This is a genomic window from Marinoscillum sp. MHG1-6 (assembly GCF_024714475.1).
Classification (GTDB): Bacteria; Bacteroidota; Bacteroidia; order Cytophagales; family Cyclobacteriaceae; genus JAMZMI01.
Genome location: NZ_JAMZMI010000008.1, coordinates 1 through 19098, shown reverse-complemented (window position 1 = coordinate 19098; position 19098 = coordinate 1). Strand labels below are relative to the sequence as shown.

Sequence of the window (19098 nt, the reverse complement as noted above, 5' to 3'; positions counted from 1 at the left end):
AAACATGAATCAATCCGAAGCTATATCCTGTTATTTTTTAGTTAGTTAGATCAAATTCACTCTTCAGTTCCGACCAATAGAGTAATTCACCACCTACAGAATCAAACGTGTCTGCCCGGGCTGTCTCATAAGCGAATGCAGTCAAAAATGCCCCCATCGGACTGGGAATCGACTCGCTAATGAGGAAATGTGCTTCCCTGGCATCAGTCAGCACCCCCGGATTGGCATAGTCAGCCACCAGGTAGAAGGCAACCGCCGGACGATCCCATTTCTTCAGGTCGTTCATCATGCATTCAATGGCATCATACTTATAGGCCTTACCTTTTTCTGTGACCAGTTGTGCCGCATGCTGGCGGTCCACGATGGTCATTCTGCAGAAATCGCAGGCATCTGTACCATAGTTGATCTTTTGGGGTTTCACCTCGCACGACCATACGCCTGTTACCAGGAAGCCCAATATCAATACTGCTGACAGTTTGCCGGCAGACTCTTTTTTATGTTGGATGAAGGCCAGTACCGAGAGGGCCATTCCCAAAACCATGAGGTAGGTTCCAATTCTGGGCATGGATATCGCCCTGAAATTGAGTATCCTTTTCGCTCCGATAAGTGGAGGCTGGTAGGTCATGGGATTGCCGTCTGCATCTGTGAATTTAATAGCAGCATTGGCTTTAAGATCATGTCCGTAGTCGTACTCCCACTGGTAAAAATCGTACATGGCCAATGTGCCCAATAGGATCATAAGGCCAAACCACGTAATGTAAAGTTTACGATTACCAATCAATGCGAAAAGAAGGCCCAATAAGATCATCCCACCAACGAAGTAGGGGAAAATCGTAAATTCCGGAATCACCTCCGGGATTTCCTTCATACCTACATAATGGTTCATGATGTTGATGTTCCGAATGTCATTTTCTCCCACACCTGTAAACCTGGTGATGTAAATGTTCATCCCTATCGGGGTAGGATACTGAGGTGCTTCCAGGGTGATGTTCCACAGCGGCAGCACAAACAAACTTGCGAGTAGCAATGCCCCAACCAGCATGTATAGTTTAGACCGTTTCATGACTTCTAGTTTTAGTTTGGAGATATGGCCGCCTTCGGCGGCCATATCTTCCTGCCTATTGACAGATCAACTTTCTATTATTCTCCATCGAGGCTCCAACTCAATGGAACGTCGGCATCTTTGTCAGAGACCCTTACGTATCCCTGCATTTCCTGGTGAAGCGCCGAACAAAAATCTGTACAGTAAAAGGGCCATACTCCTACTCTTTTGGGCTTCCAGACAAATGTTTCTGTCTGTCCCGGCATAATGAGTAACTCCGAAGTATTCGCCCCAATCATGGATATTCCGTGCGGCACATCATAATCCTGTTCCAGATTGGTGACGTGGAAGTACACCTTGTCACCCACTTTGACACCTTCAATATTATCCGGTGCAAAGTGACTCCTGATGGTGGTCATGTAGATATGTACCTCATTTCCATCTCGCTCTACACGAGCCTCTTTCTCGCTTTTGGCTGCATAGGGATGCAGATTGTCTTCCAATCTGAATATTTTTTTCTGATTGGGCTTGATCAAATCCGCCGGACAACCTGCAGCATAGTGCGGCTCACCAATGGTTGGGAAGTCCAGTAGTAGTTCCATTTTTTCACCTGAAATATCATAGAGCTGAGCGGATTGACATAATTCAGGGCCCGTAGGCAAGTACCTGTCTTTGGTGATTTTATTCATGGCCAGCACGTACTTACCAAAAGGTTTTCTGGAATTTCCTCCGGGAATCATCAGGTGGCCCACTGAATAGTAAGTAGGTTGTCTGTCCACCACTTCCCAGGTTCCTACTTTCCATTTCACGACTTCTGATGAAATAAAGAAGGTGGTATACCCAAATCCCTTTCCGTCAAACTCTGTATGCAATGGACCCAGACCCGCTTGCTGTACGACACCTCCCACGACATCATCATAGTTGATAATGGGAATATTGTACACGTCTCCATCGAATTTTTGATTTTCGATCGCTGCCAACATTTTGGTAAAAGAATGCGCGGTGAGACTGGCAGATAGTTTACCACTTCCAACAATGTATTCACCAGTAGGGTCCACATCACATCCATGTGGAGATTTGGGAGTGGGTAGTAGATAGACCAGTCCCGGATATTTTGACGGATCAATCACCTTCACCTCATTTTTGATAGTTGAGGTAGCAGAGTGTGTGGCCTCATCGTAAACATTATGAGCATACTCCACATTCATCGTTTCAAAATCCCCATTAGCTATGAGCTCTTCTGCTTTTTTCCAGTTAATAGCCGCGATAAAATCCTTATCGTTCTGTGATGCATTGACTTCAAGCAGTGTATTGGCTTCTTCTGTGTTGTATGTTGAGAAAAACATCCAACCATGGGATTTACCTCTTCCCGGGTGGGCAAGGTCATAGTCGAAGCCCGGCATCATAATTTGAAATTCCAGGTTAAAACGCCCGGTATTTGGATCCACCTTGATAAATGACATCGCTCCTTTGAATTTGCCTTTATACTCGTTGATCGAAATGTCCTGTTGAGGCACAGGTACGGAAAATCGCGTTCCGGCCACGATGTATTCGGTATTTTCAGTCACAAATGACGAGCTGTGATTACCGGCACTGTTGGGCAACTCAATGATCTCTTCCGTTTCGAAAGTGGACAAACTGATCCTGGCAATTCGTGGGGTATTGTTTGCATTGATAAAGCACCAACGTCCGTCAATTTCACCATTCGTTTGAGAAAGGTCGGGGTGGTGGGCGTCATCCCAGGGAACAAAACCGAATGAAGTGTTGAGCATCGGTTTGGTTTCCTCGTTATAGCCAAACGCTTTTTCGGGATCTTGTGAGAATACCGGTATGACGCGGAACAACCGTCCGGATGGCAGACCGTGTACAGCCAATTGGCCACTAAACCCTCCTGATACAAACGCATAAAATTCATCATGCTCCCCCGGAGCCACATATACCCTCTCAGCAATATTGCTACCGAGCGCTCCGGTGTTTTGATTATTGGATTGGCCACAAGACATGACCATGATAGCAAGGCCCATGAGCCACAATTGCGATCCTTTTAGTATTGTTTTCATGAGAATGTTGGTTAAGTACTAGTTTGGTAAAATCACTTGTTCCACGACATGGATAATGCCGTTTGAAGTAGGGATTGTAGCAACAATAGCTGCTCCGCCTACGCTCACATTATCTCCATCCACGACCACCTCGAGGTAATCACCGGTGGCCATGTATAGTTTTCTTCCTTTTCGGGCTTCCTTTTTAAGCGCTTCAATATCATATGATCCAGGTGCCGCATGACGAGTGAGAATGTTGGCCAACTGGCCCTTATTTTCGGGTTTTAACAAGTTCTCTACTGTTCCATCAGGCAATGCCTCAAAAGCAGAATTAGTTGGGGCAAAAACCGTCAGTGGACCGGCATTGACGAGCACGTGTTCTATTTGTGCGGCTTCCACTGCTGCAACCAGCGTTGAATGCGCTTCGGAAGAGACGGCTACCTGTAGGATATTTTTATCAGATACATCATCTGAAACCGAGGCCTGACCTTTCGGATGGGTGGAGACCGCAGCAGAGTTACTCGTTGATGACTCTCCTTCTTTAGGGGGTGTACATGACCACATTCCCAGTATCAGAAGAAAGATTAAGGAATTTGATGCTAAAGTTTTCATGAGAATAGTTGATTTGAGTTATAAGGTTCTGAAGTATTCTAATACCGCCCTGGCTTCCTCATTGGTGAGGTTCTGATTGGCCATGGGTGATCCGTTAAATTCCATCAGTAGTTTTTTTGCAATAGGATCCTTTTGAACCATGTTTTCAGGGTTCAGTATCATATTCATGATCCATGCGGGAGTGCGCCTGGAAAGAATACCCGTTGGTGCCGGACCGATGAATCTCTTATCCACCTTATGGCAGGCAGTACATTTGGATTCATAGATTTCCTGACCGGAACTGACGAGTACCTGGTCAATTTCTGCTGGCAATTCAAAGGCCTGAACAGGACCGACTCCATGATTAGATTGCCACAAATCATAGGGATCAGCCGGCTCCACCGTAGATTGTTGTTTTATCTGCTCGATTTTGCTTTTGCCTCCTCCTCCACACGAGAACAAGATCAAAAGTGTCAAGATCAAAACAGGGGTTATTAAGTATTTCATGATTTCAATTTTTAGGTTTATCACTGTTCATTCGAATTCAAATTCTTGAAAAAGCTTTCGCACTGCCGGGAACAGAATATTGTTCTCCAGATGTATATGCTTGTGAAGGTCTTCTTCAAATTCCTTGAGCATAGCGTAGGTCACCCGGTAGGTTTGACAGCCATCAGGAGGACATTCATAGTTGTTTGACAGTTCGTTAATGATGCGGAACCGCATACCCTCCTGATCGTGCTCATGTTCCATAACCTGTATAGGGTTTTCTACATTTTGGAAATGAGGTTTGGAAAGCGAAAAACCATTTTTCTTAGCTTCAACCATGGCCAGGATATATGGAAAGAGAACCAATTCTTCCTTTTTCATATGGTCAAGAAGGGCGCGAGAACCCTCTTTGAACAGATCGGCTATTTGTAGCAGTTCAGGATGTCGCTCCCCATGCACCCTGCAGAGCTTGCCCAGATATACCTCGAGGGCGGGTATGGTGGCTGAGACATAGCTATGGTGGACATTGGTGATCATTTTTACCAGACCATCCGGTTGGAGGCCCTGGTAGTCGTTGGTATCACGAGTTTTGAACGAATCCTCCAGTTCACGCAACACTTCATTGAGATCAGCATTCTTGTCTTTACATGCCTGTTCCAAAGTGACTCCGCCACCACAGCAGAAGTCAATGTTGTGGGCTGTGAATACGGTGGATGTCCGATAATTGGCGGCAACAATCTGCCCTACTTTAGACTGAGCTAGGTTTTTCATAATTAAAGATTTTAAGACCTTTTTATCCTTTTTTATTTAAAATTTTTACAACTTCAGGAAACTGTTTCCCTGAATGATCCCTCCTTTCAAATCCGTCAGCATCGTAGAAGTCAGTACACCGGTCAGGTGATCCCTCACGGCTGAAAACTTTTCATGGGCCGGACATGGTCGATCTTTAGAGCATTCTTCCAATCCCAGCACACAATTTTTCACCAGGCCTTCACCATCAATTGCCACAACCACATCGATGAGTGGAATGGGCTCCTTCCTCAAAACAAAACCACCGCTCGGACCTCTTACGGAATGTAATAGCCTATTGCGTACCAACTGTTGCAATATTTTGGCCGTAAAGGCCTCCGGTGATGCAATGGCTTCTGCAATATCCTTCAAGCCTGCGCGTTTGCCATCTTCCTGCACGGAGCATAAATAGATCATGATTTTGAGGGCATACTCACAAGCTTTCGAAAACATATTGGCTGTTATTTAAGGACTAAGCTAGTGGAAGAAATAATTACGGACAATATTATCCGAAATAATGCAGTATGATTTTCATCAGTTCAGAATTGAACTAAAAAAGAAAAGCCTCTTAGGATATCCTAAGAGGCTTTTTAGTAGTCCGTAGGGGAATCGAACCCCTGTTACCAGGATGAAAACCTGGCGTCCTAACCCCTAGACGAACGGACCATTTTGTTTAAAACTTGCTGATTTTTGTCAGCTCGTTTTGTTTTGGTGGTGCAAAAATAGAAGTAATCAGAATATTTACAAACCCTCTTAAAAATTATTTGAAAATAATTTGAGAGTTTGAAACTCAACGTTAATTGCAATTATCAGCTTATTAGGCCAAACAAACGTTTACATAATATTAATACCCCTGTTTTGAATTTCTCAAGGATCATCATATGTAGCTAGGCTTAGGGAATTAATGTACTTTAACTTGTTTTATTGCAGTCATTTAGGTTTGTTTCTGACAAGGAGAATTATAAATTTGCGGTCTAATTATTATACACACTTAAAATTACCATCATGTCAAAAGTAAAAATCGGGATTAATGGATTCGGTAGAATCGGAAGACTCGTTTTCAGAGTTGCTGTAGAAAATCCGAACATTGAAGTAGTGGGTATCAACGACCTTATCGACGTTGATTACATGGCCTACATGTTAAAGTATGATTCCACACATGGTCAGTTTAAAGGAGATGTGGAAGTGAAAGATGGTAAATTGGTTGTGAATGGTCAGGCTATCAGAGTAACTGCTGAAAGAAGCCCGGCTGACCTTAAGTGGAGTGATATTGGTGCTGAATACATTGTTGAATCTACAGGATTGTTCCTGACAAAAGAGTCTGCTCAGGGTCACATCGAAGCAGGTGCCAAAAAAGTGATCATGTCTGCACCTTCTAAAGACGATACACCAATGATCGTAATGGGTGTGAATCATGATACTTACACTTCTGATATGACTTTCGTATCAAACGCATCTTGTACTACTAACTGTCTTGCACCTATCGCTAAGGTGTTGAATGATAAATTCGGTATCGAGTCTGGTTTGATGACTACTGTACACGCTACAACTGCTACTCAGAAAACTGTTGACGGTCCTTCTATGAAAGATTGGAGAGGTGGTAGAGGTGCTGGTCAGAACATCATCCCTTCATCTACTGGTGCTGCTAAAGCCGTAGGTAAAGTGATTCCTGAGTTGAATGGTAAATTGACTGGTATGGCATTCAGAGTTCCTACTCCTGATGTGTCTGTTGTTGACCTTACTGCTCAGCTGAAAACTGAAACTACTTACGAAGAGATCTGTGCTGCTATGAAAGAAGCATCAGAAGGTCCTTTGAAAGGAATTCTTGGTTACACTGAAGATGCAGTTGTTTCTAACGACTTCATCGGTGATAGCAGAACCTCAATCTTCGATGCGGGTGCTGGTATCCAGTTGACTCCAAAATTCGTGAAAGTTGTTTCATGGTATGACAATGAGTGGGGTTACTCAACAAAAGTGGTTGAGCTACTTCAATACATTGCTTCTAAGTAAGAACAGAATAGCTATTAATAGAAAAAGGCTTCCAAATGGAAGCCTTTTTTGTTGGTATTTTACCCCATTGACTAGCAGGTGAAAAAGCTTTTCCTGCGCTGCTATTAGGGTCAAACCTTTAGTATTCACTACTCTTCTACCGGTAGTCTTACGGTAACACGTACTCCTCCATCCGTATTAGTGACCGTAATATTCCCCCCATAATGCTCAAGTAGAAAATAACATTCGGTTAGTCCTAAACCAGCGCCGTCTCCGGGAGGCTTTGTAGTATAAAAGGGCTCGAAAAGTTTATTCATCTGATCCTCTTTGATCAAAGGTCCCGTATTTTCAACCTCTATATATAACCAGGTTTCTTCGTTCTCACTCTCCAATCGTGTTTGAATCCTAACGGTAGGTTGTATTCCATCATAGTGCCTTTCAGCTTCGTAAATCCCATTTCGAACAATATTTCTGACTATCTGAGATAAACCCGCATCAGGCAGTCTCATTACGTGGTCTTTCTCATGCTCAATCCTAATCAGTACCTTTTCGTTTGTCTCCGCAAGATCTGCAAAAGATGACGCAACCATCTCTGATAATCTCACCTCCTGACGCTCAATAGACCCCGTATTGGTTAGTCGTGTCAATCTCTTAATGATCTTCGTAGACCGCCCAATTCCTTCATCCATCATATTGAGTGCTGTGAGCCTGCTTTCATTATCCATTTCATCATCTTTAAGTATCGTAGAAGCTCCTATGATATAATTAAATGGATTATTAAGCTCATGTGCAAGCCCGGAAGCAAGTGTTGTCAGCCCACTCATCTTTTCAGCCTGAACCAATCGATGTTGGGTCCCTTTCAACTCTGATAGGGCTTCAGACAATTCCCTGGTGCGCTCCTTCACCCTCACTTCCAAAAGCTTTTTTGATCGGATAATGCTGTTGGTCCGGATTCTAAAAATGATGGTCGCAGACAGAATAAGGAGGACCACCACAAAACCTCTAAACCACCAGGTTTCATAGAATGGTGGATATACGATTAATCTCAATTGGGCTCCCTCCTCATTCCACACTCCGTCTCCATTGGAAGCTTTAACCTTGAAAAGATAGTCGCCCGGACGAACAGTTGTATAATTAGCTTCATTGCCTGAAGTAAACACCCAATCCTTATCTACCCCTACCATCTGATAAGCATATTTTGTCTTGGAAGGATTGGTATAATTCAATGCCACAAATTCAAAAGAAAAGAAGTTTTGATCGTACTCAAGCTCGATAGTGGGATTGAAGCTGATATGTTTAGGCAAAACTGAGCTTTCCCCAAAAACCACTTTTTTTCCTGCCAACTTAAAGTCAACCAAATATACTTTCGGTGCCTTCTTATTCATTTTGATCTGCTCCGGATAAAAAATGTTCATTCCTTTTTGCCCTCCGAAGACAAATCGCCCATCATGGGTAACGTAGCAACTATTGGGATGAAAAGATCCAGCCTGCAACCCATCGCTGGCATCATAGTTTTGAAAGGTCAACTGAAGCGTTTCCGGCTCGACTCCCTGTAACGTGACTTGTGTAATTCCCTCATTTGTTGAGATCCACAAATCCCCTTTGGAATCCTCCAGAATACCATGAATTTCATTACCGGAAATCCCATCGCTCTTATCCCATCTGCGAAATGCACCACTCTCAGTTAAATAAAGATTCAGGCCAGTAGAGTTGCTGCCCACCCAAAGTCTATTCTTGCTATCGGATAAAACAGTACTTATGGCGTTTTCCGAAAGACTGGCACTATCATTTTCATCGTGATGAAATTTTTCAAATTTCAGACTCTCTTCTTCAGCATTGAAGATGCCCTTATTAAGGCCATTATTAGTCGCTAACCACAAATTTTGATTTTTGTCATAACTGATTTGATAAATATTAGGATCCCCCGGGGTGTATTGTGATTCATGATGCCAACCCCAATGTCGAAAGGTTCCAGCCTGATAATCGAACCGTTCCAAACCACTGGTCCAACTGCTCACCCAATAATGGCCGGGATGGTGTACATCCGGACAAATACTATATACATAATTATCAACGATGGACTGAGGATTCTGAGGGTCATGCATGAAATACTCAAACCGACCGGAACCAGGGTCGTACAATGTAAGCCCCTTTCCCCAGGAGCCAATCATCACTTTGCCATCCGCAGTCTGACCTAGTGAGATCACCTTGTTACTCTTGAGCCCGTTTTCATTGCTTAACCTTCGAAATACTCCTTTCTCCTCATTAAAAAAGCTGACCCCTCCACCATCCGAAGCAATTAAAAGTTGATCATCCACTTCCAGAAAGGCACTAACGCTTCCATCGGGAAGAGAATATTGGCTGGAGCCATCATTCTTTATCAATTCAAATCTCTTTCGATAAGGGTCTGCCAAATTGAGCCCTTCATTGTATAGCCCAACCCAAACCCGACCATTCGAATCTTCATAAATATCGAATACAGAGTTGTATCCCAGGCTGGTAGGAACTTCCTTGATATGCTGATATTGAAGCCACCGATCCTCGTTGATAACATAGAGGTATAACCCGTCATTTTCGGAACCAATCCACAAGTTTCCATTTCTATCAACATTCAGACAAAGCAAATTGCGGCCTTCGCTAATACTTTCTTCAATGGGCAAAAGAACCTTGCGAAAAGTTCCATCTCTATGATTGATCCGATATAGCCCTGCATCCCAGGTAGCCAGCCACAGATCACCATGACTATCCTGGACGATATTCCGAATATCACTACTGGGAACCTCCTTGTCATATTCTTTCACTTCCAGACTCCCTGAAGCATCAAACTCGCACCGCCATAACTCATAACCACCCGCCCAAATAACACCTTCCGAATCCATCATTACAGATCTTACCACCTGATTGGGAAGTAGGTATTGCAATACTTTTTTGGTGCTCATATCAAAAACAACAAGCCCAACATTGGTAGCCAACACAAGCTTTCCCTTCCCATTGTCCAGAATTTGATAAATAAAATCACTCGGAAGACTCAGGGTATCCTCCTGGATATGCCGAAAACATTCAAATGTTTCTGTTTCATAGTCAAAACGATGCAGTCCCCCTCCATAGGTTGCTACCCATAGGTTGCGGTTGTCGTCCTCATAAAGGTCATGAACATATCCATAGCTCAGACTCAGGGAATCGCGTGCATCCGGTTCATAGGCCTTAAAACCTTCACCGGAATACCTATGCAATCCGTTTCTCGTCCCCACCCATATAAACCCCCGAAAATCCTCGACAACAGCAGTAACATGCGGGCTTAAAAGGCCCTGATTAATGTGCTTGAACTTTAGTCGATCTACATCCAAATGCTCCTGCCCAAAAGCACTCAAGGCTTGAAAACAGACCCATATAATAAGATAAGATCTCACCACGTTTTAATTCTTGCTTAATGAACAATTGCTTTCATAATTTATAAAAGAATGCGGTAAACCCTAATGAATAGATAGAGGAGATTCCAATTGGAAATTGGATAAGTTTTAGAATGGGACTAGCTAGCTGATTACCTTCGGCATCTTGACGTTATATGAAAAAAATCCATCATTGCATCATGGGTTGTTTTTCATGAAGCACGAATGATTAATCATTCATGATCTAATCATTTTTCAAACAATTTGATATAATCAATCCTAAAATAATTGGGCCATTCAGTATCGCTATCAGGGGATTCGGTGCGAGTACCGTTGTTGAGCACAATGTACATATCCTTTGAGGGCCAATCCGAAATTCCCTGAGAAGATAAACGTCGAACTTCCTTGCCATCCAGATACCACACCGCATACTCCGAAGTCCACAAAAAGCCATAGACATGCCATTGTTCGTTTTGGTGTTTTTCATCAAAATCAGGGATAAAGTAATCCTTCCACTCCTCATCAGGCCAGCGAGAATAACATTGATGCATTCCCATTTGATCAAACCCTAAATCACTTCGATAGCCAAAATATTCAAAAAGGTCCCACTCCGGGCACCAGGTTAGATCTTCAGGTATCAGCCAGATTGCCGGCCATACTTTGTCACCCCTGGGAAACTGAGCTCTAACCTCGACGTACCCTTCATTGAAATATACCTTATGCATCGACATCACCCAGCCCGAGGTATAATGAAAAGTACCCTCAGGACTTACCCCTTCGATCTTCCTTTTCCGGTTTTGCAGTACCAGTTCGCCATTCTCAATGAAAACATCCTCCTCTGTATAGTAGGCATCATAATAATCGTTGAGCAAGTACCTGCCGGATGCACCGGGAACCATATCCCCGGAAATAGAATCCTTTAATCCTACTGTCCAGTATTCAGGATTAAGTGTATTGAAATCGTCTTTCCATTTTAATAGATAGCCCGCTTCCTCTACCTCCAGAGGAAGCGAAACCTCATACTGTTGATTGATCCCAACCTTACATTCCGCAAGCAAAAGGGTGAACCCTCCAAAAAACAGGCTGACAGAAAGTCCCTTCCATTTAAATTTTATCATTTGTTATCCTTATTTCCCGGTAAGATAGCCCAGGCGCTCTCCCATTAACATGTGTTTATAAGAATCACTACCTTCTTCCATGGGTGCATCTATGGTGAAGGTAACTTTATCCTGAAAGATCATCACAAAATCAGAACCTCCGAAAGCAAAATACCCAAGCATATCCCCTTTCTCCACCTGGGTACCAGGAATCACATTTTCTTCCAGGTTTACGGAGCTAACAGCCACCATCCCAATCGGCATGAGTGCTACCATCCCGTATTCCTTCGTTTCCAAAATCACACAGCCCCTGGTTTCAACCGATTGCCATCCTGTTTTAGCCGATGCATCGAAAGCATATCGTTTATTTTCACTGTCCCACCATAGTTTTGCTCCGGTCGGATTAATCCCCTGAATGATTCGTGCCTCCCTGATCGTCCCACTCATTGGAAAATGATACCTGTGATAGTCATTGACATTCAAAAATGAGTGTGTGAAAGTACCTCCGGCAAAAGCATCTTTATATTCACTATCCTCTCCTATTAGCTTTGATACAGATTTTAAAGTCATCGATTTTACCGGAACTCCATCATTGCGCACCAGGTTGGAGCTGCTATCAATGGCCCAGACTCCCATGGGTTGAGAATCAGCGAATGCCACTACGATCGAATCCACATCCGGAGATGCAATAGGACGTGCTTCCGGAGACTTGAGATATCTTGCAAAGAAGTCATTGAAGGTTTTCCAATTTGACGGATCTTCATACCAACCATTTTGGAGACCAAAGTTAGGGTCTTTCAAAGCCATCATGTAGTATTCATTGTTCCAGGAATCTTCCGTATCCAAAAAGCTTCCCCATGATTTGCTGAAGGTTACCAGCCAGGAAGCGAAAGGCTCAGCATATTGTAACGAATTATTGACGAGTCCCTTACCTTCCAATTGAGATAGCGGTTGATCTATTATAAAGTAGAAGGCCCCAAAGGATTGGAAAATGTTATTAAATATCTCCGGGTATTCCTCTTTTTTCAGTAGCGCCCACGGCATCGAAGTTTCTGCCCAGCTAACAAATTCATAGTAATCTTCCAGGCTTTGAACGGGATTGGTATTTTGATCCGGATTGATCTGACTGGCTTTATTAATGGAAGCAATCAGCATTTCTTTTAATTCCGCGTCTTTTTCTACAAGTTGAATTAGTTCTTGTGTGGCCTTGCCGTATTGAATTTTCTCCTTTGAATTATTGCATGAGGAAAGGAATACGGTTACCGCTAACGCAAATAATAGGTTCTGAAGTAGTCTCATCGTTTTAGGTTTAGCTCATATTCTAAAGTTAGGGAAGATCAGGAATAAGAGAAATGATGTATATCACGATACACCAGGTTCACAACTACGTCAAAACACTTACCGCTCTCATCATCAACCAGGAAGATAGCGGGCCTGCGTAGTCAACATACAAGGGACTAAAAATTGAATCCGAAATGCATCCCCGGTTCTCCAAAGAAGAACTTCCCCCATCTATCGTCTACCTGCTTAAAGCTTTCCGGCATTTTTGTATGATAGGGACGATGAGTGGCCGCAATAGATGGCTGTATGAAAAACCTGTCTTTGAAAAGCCTGACATGATAGCCCACCCGGTAAGTATTGAAAACCTGAAATCCATTATCAATCTTATGACCGCCATCATCTACAAAAGTTTGCCAGGCATTCATTATGTGAACGGCTGCAAACAGCCCTTTCCAAATAAATCGCTGATAAGCCAGGGCATATCCATATTCACGTATATACCCGGGAAATTTTTCCTCCGGTGATTCAAAAGAACTGCCAAAAGGGATCCCTAGAGGCCAGCCATATTTCCAGGTTTTTAGCTCTAAAGAAATCACATCCTTTCCGGTAATACGATAACCTAAGTTTAGTTGTGCAAAATCGGGTCTGTTTTTAGTGTCCAGATTACCCAGCACAAATAACGTACTACCCACAAAGCACTTTTTATAGATACTATCTTGTTTTCTGTATTGCGCTTTGAGTTTAAAAGGGCTAATCAACATTACGACCAAGCCAATTAATACCAGTTTCTTTTCCATACCATTTGATGATTGTTAAACGATACGTCAAAATTACCCTGGCTCCATGCCTGAAATCGTTCACTTAAGTTAACTAATGATGCTCAGCTCTTGCTTTTATCAACAATTCTGGCTCTTAATCTGCTTAATGATTGTGGTTTGATGCCTAAATAACTGGCTAACTGGTGCTGTGGAACGCGCTGAATGAGATCCGGCCTTTTATGCAATAAATTCAGATAGCGCTGTTCGGGTGAAGAAGTTTTAAACTGGTCAAAATTGATCTGCTGTTTGGCTAGAAGCTCCTCGGACAAGACCCTACAGAGGGTTTCAAACTTTGGAAATTTGGCGAATACCTCGGCTTCCATATCAGGATTGGAGACTGTTAAGATGGAGTCTTCCACACAGCTTATATAGTACTCAGAAGGTTCTTTGTTCATGACACAATGAGGGGTCAATCCTTCCATTTCTGTGTAAAAAGCGGTTGATTTTTCCTCTCCATCGATAATGTAATAAGTCCGAATACAACCTTTTAATACAAAGAGCACCTCGTTGGATCGCTGTCCCGCCTTTAATAAAACCGTCCCCTTCTTTTCCGAACGAAATATATCCAACGACACTATTGCATTCTTTTCTTCCTCCGTCAGAGAAATGTATTTTGATATGAAATCAAAGAGTAGGTCTTGCATTGCTTTATGTTGTTGATTTAGCAATACCTGAGTTTGTGATGAAGCCCAGGTCTTTTTTAATAGGGTAATAAAAATAGCTTATCTCAAGCTTCATTCAAAGCCGGCCTGCTCGATTGAAAAGAGGGCTGCCCGGCCATTGTTGATATTATTTCCAAAATGTCATACAACCTTAGAATTTATGTCATGATAACACCGACATGGGCGAGGGGTATATCCCATGCATAATATTCGCTTTCGTTTTTGTTTATTCCCTAGCTTTTGTTGGTGTTATCACCAACAAAAGCTCACTCAGCTTACATGATGCGATAGAAAATCAAAATCAGATTGACCAAAAAAATAAAAAGCAGCCGACGAATAGTAATACTCCCATGGCGCAGCAACCATGCCTGCTTTTACTGGGTTTTGGTAGATATAGTCAAGTTTCTGCTCAAAAACAGATCTGGAATAAAGAGGAATACTCAAAGAATTTCTTTGCCAAAACTGATATCGTCGATCTGCCCCATTAGTTTGCAATTCCTTCAGCATTTCAGATTCATGGGTAATTATTGAAAACTTAATTTGTTGGGCTGTGTATTTCAGAAAATCACGTTGAACATCCTTCATTTTATGACCAGTTCTTACCTGCCAGATCAGATGAAAGTGATTGTCCATAATTACAAATGCATACAGGTAAATTCTTTGACTTGTGGCGAGGAATTTCAAACTCTCAGTGATGATTTCTTTGTGTGTCCTGTCTGCTAAGATAGGCTTCAGTCTAGGGCTGTCACGGTGATGAACTGAGCATAATCTTTCACGATTTCCATATATGGAAGCTAATTATTTTATTATTAAATCAACCTTGGAAAGCCTTGTCGGTGATAACACCAACAAGGGCGAGGGAATGGGCAGAATAGTGGTCGAGTCCAGATGCACTTTCAGAATGCACTATGACACATGCCGTATCAGCGATTGTTACCTCTCGTATTTCATAATATGGTTGAGGATCTGACTTAGTTCGTCTGCCTTGTTCATGACCATAAAATGTCCGGCTTTTGGAATTACGGTTACATCATCATGTTGGCAGAAGTTCAGGAGTCGATCCGATGTTCCATGGATTCTGAGCATGTTTGTTGGTCGTTCATGGTTATCCCATATGGTAATTTGGTTGGTTGCCCATCTTAGAAAGTCAATGTTCGTATCTGCGATAATTTGTTTGAGTATTTTCTTGTATTTGGGTTCAGTTACGCCAAAGAAATAGTTAGCCAGAAATTGTGGTGGTTTCAATAGGAAGTTAGGAGTTATCTTGAGCAGTCCAGTTCTTCCGAAAATTCGAAACGGAATGGGGATGTCTGATTTACTTGCAGCCGATGATATCAATACAATTAGTTGCGGTTTTAAAATCTTATTTAGTTCAATCGCCATCATTCCGCCAAAGGAGATACCGATAATTCCAAAGGGTTCCTTGGTGTCAATTTGTTCAGAAAGTCGGGCTGCATAGTTTTGAATTGTCTCATTGGGTTCAGGGTTAATCCATTCAAGAGGTGTTATATCGAAGTTAAGAGTCAGTTCTGAGAAAACTCTCTTATCTACGCCTAAACCACCTATGCCATATACTTTCAAAACTTTAATCTGGGAATTATGAGAGGTAACGCTCTTACTAAACGGACGTGGCGGTCAACCGAAGTGCAGACCAAAACGTCCGCCCAAAAGTAGCAAAAAGGATTGACTTGTCAATCCGCCAGTAGCCCGCCATGACGTTTAGTTGTTGTTAGGCTTATTTTAAGAAATCCATGCTACTATTGAACCAATTTTCACCCATTCGTCATTTTTCTTCTGAAGAAATACATAAATTCCTTGTCCGCAAAGTCCTGGACAAATTAGCTCAACTAATACAATCGCAATTACACCGTCTGAACTTATTAAAGGAGTGAAAAATTGATAATATGCCTTAGGTACACTTGAATTTGAAGTTTTATTGTCAGTGATAAAGTATATTGAATCTGAAGGCACTAACTGAATGTTGGTAAATATTTTTGAATCTAATTGATAGCTTTTAACTCCATCAATATGACTTATTAAATCGTCCTTGTATCTCGACAATATTTGTAATTCAGATTTGTTTTCAACGAGATTAAAGTTATTAGTCAACAGGTCATATTTACTAATGTCTGGTACTACTACTGACGATATTCTAAGAATATTACTTCCGAATGGTTTGATGCTATCTAATTCTATTAGACGGTTAAGAAATTTGTATAAACTATCAGGTGCTTTTGTTTCTGGAAAATCAAATGAAAAGACTTCTTCAGTGGTAAAATCGGTATTTTCGTTGTCTAAAGGTAGACTGTTATCTTGTGATTTGTTAGTACAAGACATTACTACGGAAAATGAAATTATTATTACGATTCTATTCATCAATTAAGCCTATCAGATATGGCGAGTGGCCACATCCGTCTGTAAAAAGCAGTAAAATAGTGAAACTGCCCAACACCTACAACGGCATCTACGAAGCACTGCGTTCTGAAAGTCAAAACTCCTGCGAGCAAAAATCTGTAGAAAGCACTGCCGTATCTCAGCGGCAGATTCACGATCGAGCTGCACTTAAATCAGCCAGAAAGCACGTTGACATATGCCCGATCAGCGTCTGTTACCTGCCTGTTTTATTTGTTCCAGAAGTTTTGTAATTACCTCGTCAAAAAGTTCGCGTTCTTCTACAGTTGCATCTTGAAAGAAGATGTTGATGCCTTTGGATAAGTTGAGTTCTCGCCAATATCGTCCGTTCGTTTGTTTCCCTGAGCGTTCGAGTTCAGAAGTTCGTTCAACAATAAATGTTGAATCAGTCAGATGGGGTAGTTTGACCATACTTCCACAGTGAAGAGTTAATCGAGTTGTGTCGGTTTTGGCAATAGTATCCAATCGGTAAAAAATGTTGTAATCTCCTTCTGTATAGTGGGAATGAGAAGTTCGAAAATCGTTAGGCAGTTCGAAAGTATAGGTGTTGACCATGCATCTAAACTCATGCTCAGTTGCTTGTCCCATCGTTGAAAGGTCAAAGCAAGTAATGATGAAGAGTGTTAAGAAGATTCTCATATGCGGAGTGCCTATGGCAGGTAACGGTAAGTACAAGAATAGTAGCCGACTACGTAGCACTTTCCTGATAAATTATAAGAAAATTGATGCGGGCTACAACCCTTTAATTTACTACTATCTCGGCTATTATTTTTATACATTGTTGTGCGTTCGCTTTTTATTTTTCAACGATTTCCACTAGCATTTCAACCAATCCCACAGGAGCTGACCATTGAGGATTATGATCAGCTTCTAATTGTAAAACTATCCATCCCCTTTTTTTGGCACGTTCAGCTTGAGGTGCCAAATAATCATCTTTTGGTTCTTTTCCTTTGTCAACAGTAAGGATAAAGGTTGTTGGAATTTTCATCCTCAAAGGGTTTTTAAGAACTATGGGGTCGGTATATGTTTTATACGAATGAGGCACATCCTTTGGTGGTTTTTGTTCATTTGGTACCCAAGATGGAATTAGAAATCCATTTACATTTTTAAATTGACCTTCATTTTTCAATTTAAAAATTGATATAAGACTCTCACCATTTTCAGGAATGGCTGCATCAACATAAACAAGTTTCTTTATTCTCTCTGGAATACTGTCAGCTACTCCTGTAATAACCATTCCACCATAACTATGACCAACTAAAATGACATCATGAAGGTCTTCATAAAGTATGGTGTTTACAATATCTGCGATATGTGTTCTTAATCCAATTTCAGGTGAAGACAAATGCACTCTTTCACCTTGACCGGTAAGCGTTGGCCTATACACTATATTGCCCTTTACAGTGAGCAGGGAGTCCACTTTTTTAAAACCCCAACCACCACCCCAAGTACCATGAACTATAACGAAAATAGATTTATTATCACTTTGAGAATATAAATTTTGATAGGTTATGGTTACTAGGATATAGACCAATAAAATTTTGCAATATTTCATAATACACTAGTTTTAAGGTTCATATTTCAAAGTGACGCACAACGCTAAGCTAGCAGGAGTGCGCCCCGAGCTTAGCAAGTTCCGATAAAACTAATGAATCTGCTGGTGCTCACAAAGTATCCAGAATGCACTGCGTTCAGAAAGATGAAAACTCCTGCGAGCCAAACCCTGTAGAAAGCACTAAACTTTCTCAGCGGCTGATTCATGGTGATGTTTGCACTGAAGTTTGTAAAGTTGCTGTTGGCGCATTCGTGCTAGCGCTTGTTGTGGTTGCGTTTATAGGAAGTCAAGGGAGTCGATAAAGGCATCAATCTCCGCTTGGTCTATTGAGTCTTGATAAATTTGCTCAGGTGTTCTGAGGTCAGAACAGGCAATGCGTTTAATTCTTGTTTGAAATTGTTCGTTACTCCAGTCGTAGAGACTTACTGAATCACTTTCAGGTTTTAGTTGAATTTCGAAGGGGATTCTGGTTAGTAGTTGAGGCGCAAAGGTTGTGTCAGCATTTACAATCTGCCATGAAATCTGGTCTTTGTCTATCACTTTGATCTTAGCTTTAACAGTTCCTGGATTCCAGTTCTTGAGTTCGAATGTAACTGTGTCAGCAGTTAGTGAATACTCTAGTTCATCATATGGGTTAAATGGAAGAGTTCCGAAATGCGTTGAAAATCGGCCTTCGAAGATATGAACTTCATGATATGTTCCGTTTGGTTGGCAGTAGTACCAAAATCCAATTATCTGCTCAGATAGTGGCTTCTTAGTTATACACGAAGAAGTTAGAATGAGTAGGATGAAAATATATCTCATGGAGTACTAATGAACCACAACCTTTAGCTTCCCTTCCTATAAATATTCCAAGAAACTGAATTTAATAACTTAAAGATAGGAAAGGCAGGTTTTGAACCAAGCGCTAACCAGGATTTGAGACCTATTGGTCGATTTGGTACCTGC

Annotated in this window: 18 protein-coding genes and 1 tRNA gene; 1 reads left to right on the top strand and 18 read right to left on the bottom strand. The window is 41.8% G+C overall.

What is annotated here, in order from left to right; translation table 11 throughout:
* Positions 1-37: 37 nt before the first annotated feature.
* The 7 genes from NXR94_RS15160 to NXR94_RS15130 form a co-directional block, all read right to left on the bottom strand.
* Positions 38-1063 (bottom strand): nitrous oxide reductase accessory protein NosL, encoded by a 1026-nt coding sequence (locus NXR94_RS15160; protein ID WP_258105510.1) that lies wholly within the window; start codon positions 1061-1063, stop codon positions 38-40.
* Positions 1064-1140: 77 nt separating this feature from the next.
* Positions 1141-3102: a Sec-dependent nitrous-oxide reductase gene (nosZ, locus tag NXR94_RS15155; RefSeq protein WP_258105509.1), complete on the bottom strand. Its 1962-nt coding sequence runs from the start codon at positions 3100-3102 to the stop codon at positions 1141-1143.
* 18 nt (positions 3103-3120) lie between these two features.
* Positions 3121-3693 (bottom strand): fasciclin domain-containing protein, encoded by a 573-nt coding sequence (locus NXR94_RS15150; RefSeq protein ID WP_258105508.1) that lies wholly within the window; start codon positions 3691-3693, stop codon positions 3121-3123.
* An 18-nt stretch (positions 3694-3711) separates the two neighbouring features.
* A complete protein-coding gene (locus NXR94_RS15145; protein WP_258105507.1) occupies positions 3712-4179 on the bottom strand; it encodes a cytochrome c in 468 nt (155 codons plus the stop codon).
* A gap of 27 nt (positions 4180-4206) precedes the next feature.
* On the bottom strand, positions 4207-4929 hold the full coding sequence (ric, locus tag NXR94_RS15140; protein WP_258105506.1) for an iron-sulfur cluster repair di-iron protein: 723 nt from the start codon (positions 4927-4929) through the stop codon (positions 4207-4209).
* A gap of 45 nt (positions 4930-4974) precedes the next feature.
* On the bottom strand, positions 4975-5400 hold the full coding sequence (locus tag NXR94_RS15135; RefSeq protein WP_258105505.1) for an Rrf2 family transcriptional regulator: 426 nt from the start codon (positions 5398-5400) through the stop codon (positions 4975-4977).
* A gap of 141 nt (positions 5401-5541) precedes the next feature.
* Positions 5542-5613 (bottom strand) — tRNA-Glu (locus tag NXR94_RS15130).
* Positions 5614-5952: 339 nt separating this feature from the next.
* On the opposite strand from NXR94_RS15130, the gene gap reads away from it, so the two are divergent.
* The gene (gene gap, locus NXR94_RS15125) at positions 5953-6957 is read left to right on the top strand and encodes a type I glyceraldehyde-3-phosphate dehydrogenase (RefSeq protein ID WP_258105504.1); all 1005 of its coding nucleotides are present in this window, start codon (positions 5953-5955) and stop codon (positions 6955-6957) included.
* 128 nt (positions 6958-7085) lie between these two features.
* Here the strand turns inward: gap and NXR94_RS15120 are convergent, their stop codons facing one another.
* The 11 genes from NXR94_RS15120 to NXR94_RS15070 all read right to left on the bottom strand — a co-directional run bounded on the left by NXR94_RS15120 (position 7086) and on the right by NXR94_RS15070 (position 18954).
* The gene (locus NXR94_RS15120) at positions 7086-10307 is read right to left on the bottom strand and encodes a sensor histidine kinase (RefSeq protein WP_258105503.1); all 3222 of its coding nucleotides are present in this window, start codon (positions 10305-10307) and stop codon (positions 7086-7088) included.
* Positions 10308-10573: 266 nt separating this feature from the next.
* Complete coding sequence (locus NXR94_RS15115; protein WP_258105502.1) at positions 10574-11443, bottom strand: glycoside hydrolase family 16 protein; 870 nt, start codon at positions 11441-11443, stop codon at positions 10574-10576.
* 9 nt (positions 11444-11452) lie between these two features.
* The gene (locus NXR94_RS15110) at positions 11453-12721 is read right to left on the bottom strand and encodes a phosphatidylserine decarboxylase (protein WP_258105501.1); all 1269 of its coding nucleotides are present in this window, start codon (positions 12719-12721) and stop codon (positions 11453-11455) included.
* Between the two features lie 158 nt (positions 12722-12879).
* Positions 12880-13500 (bottom strand): hypothetical protein, encoded by a 621-nt coding sequence (locus NXR94_RS15105; RefSeq protein ID WP_258105500.1) that lies wholly within the window; start codon positions 13498-13500, stop codon positions 12880-12882.
* Positions 13501-13583: 83 nt separating this feature from the next.
* Positions 13584-14165, bottom strand: a complete 582-nt coding sequence (locus tag NXR94_RS15100) for a Crp/Fnr family transcriptional regulator (protein ID WP_258105499.1) — start codon at positions 14163-14165, stop codon at positions 13584-13586.
* A gap of 288 nt (positions 14166-14453) precedes the next feature.
* Positions 14454-14816 carry a transposase gene (locus tag NXR94_RS15095; RefSeq protein ID WP_374988008.1) on the bottom strand — a complete coding sequence of 121 codons (363 nt, stop codon included), beginning with the start codon at positions 14814-14816 and terminating at the stop codon, positions 14454-14456.
* Positions 14817-15116: 300 nt separating this feature from the next.
* Positions 15117-15764, bottom strand: a complete 648-nt coding sequence (locus tag NXR94_RS15090; protein ID WP_258105498.1) for an alpha/beta hydrolase — start codon at positions 15762-15764, stop codon at positions 15117-15119.
* 159 nt (positions 15765-15923) lie between these two features.
* Entirely contained in the window at positions 15924-16559 is a 636-nt protein-coding gene (locus NXR94_RS15085; RefSeq protein ID WP_258105497.1) for a hypothetical protein, read from the bottom strand.
* A gap of 222 nt (positions 16560-16781) precedes the next feature.
* Positions 16782-17234 (bottom strand): hypothetical protein, encoded by a 453-nt coding sequence (locus NXR94_RS15080; RefSeq protein WP_258105496.1) that lies wholly within the window; start codon positions 17232-17234, stop codon positions 16782-16784.
* Positions 17235-17391: 157 nt separating this feature from the next.
* Positions 17392-18150 (bottom strand): alpha/beta fold hydrolase, encoded by a 759-nt coding sequence (locus NXR94_RS15075; protein ID WP_258105495.1) that lies wholly within the window; start codon positions 18148-18150, stop codon positions 17392-17394.
* A 276-nt stretch (positions 18151-18426) separates the two neighbouring features.
* Positions 18427-18954 (bottom strand): hypothetical protein, encoded by a 528-nt coding sequence (locus NXR94_RS15070; RefSeq protein ID WP_258105494.1) that lies wholly within the window; start codon positions 18952-18954, stop codon positions 18427-18429.
* Between the last annotated feature and the right edge of the window lie 144 nt (positions 18955-19098).

Coding starts and splice junctions, on each gene's coding strand:
- NXR94_RS15145 (WP_258105507.1), bottom strand. CDS start 4,179: ATGAAATACTTAATAACCCCTGTTTTGATCTTGACACTTTTGATCTTG.
- NXR94_RS15110 (WP_258105501.1), bottom strand. CDS start 12,721: ATGAGACTACTTCAGAACCTATTATTTGCGTTAGCGGTAACCGTATTC.
- NXR94_RS15115 (WP_258105502.1), bottom strand. CDS start 11,443: ATGATAAAATTTAAATGGAAGGGACTTTCTGTCAGCCTGTTTTTTGGA.
- NXR94_RS15135 (WP_258105505.1), bottom strand. CDS start 5,400: ATGTTTTCGAAAGCTTGTGAGTATGCCCTCAAAATCATGATCTATTTA.
- NXR94_RS15085 (WP_258105497.1), bottom strand. CDS start 16,559: ATGAATAGAATCGTAATAATAATTTCATTTTCCGTAGTAATGTCTTGT.
- NXR94_RS15075 (WP_258105495.1), bottom strand. CDS start 18,150: ATGAAATATTGCAAAATTTTATTGGTCTATATCCTAGTAACCATAACC.
- NXR94_RS15100 (WP_258105499.1), bottom strand. CDS start 14,165: ATGCAAGACCTACTCTTTGATTTCATATCAAAATACATTTCTCTGACG.
- ric (WP_258105506.1), bottom strand. CDS start 4,929: ATGAAAAACCTAGCTCAGTCTAAAGTAGGGCAGATTGTTGCCGCCAAT.
- NXR94_RS15160 (WP_258105510.1), bottom strand. CDS start 1,063: ATGAAACGGTCTAAACTATACATGCTGGTTGGGGCATTGCTACTCGCA.
- gap (WP_258105504.1), top strand. CDS start 5,953: ATGTCAAAAGTAAAAATCGGGATTAATGGATTCGGTAGAATCGGAAGA.
- nosZ (WP_258105509.1), bottom strand. CDS start 3,102: ATGAAAACAATACTAAAAGGATCGCAATTGTGGCTCATGGGCCTTGCT.
- NXR94_RS15105 (WP_258105500.1), bottom strand. CDS start 13,500: ATGGAAAAGAAACTGGTATTAATTGGCTTGGTCGTAATGTTGATTAGC.
- NXR94_RS15070 (WP_258105494.1), bottom strand. CDS start 18,954: ATGAGATATATTTTCATCCTACTCATTCTAACTTCTTCGTGTATAACT.
- NXR94_RS15150 (WP_258105508.1), bottom strand. CDS start 3,693: ATGAAAACTTTAGCATCAAATTCCTTAATCTTTCTTCTGATACTGGGA.
- NXR94_RS15095 (WP_374988008.1), bottom strand. CDS start 14,816: ATGGACAATCACTTTCATCTGATCTGGCAGGTAAGAACTGGTCATAAA.
- NXR94_RS15080 (WP_258105496.1), bottom strand. CDS start 17,234: ATGAGAATCTTCTTAACACTCTTCATCATTACTTGCTTTGACCTTTCA.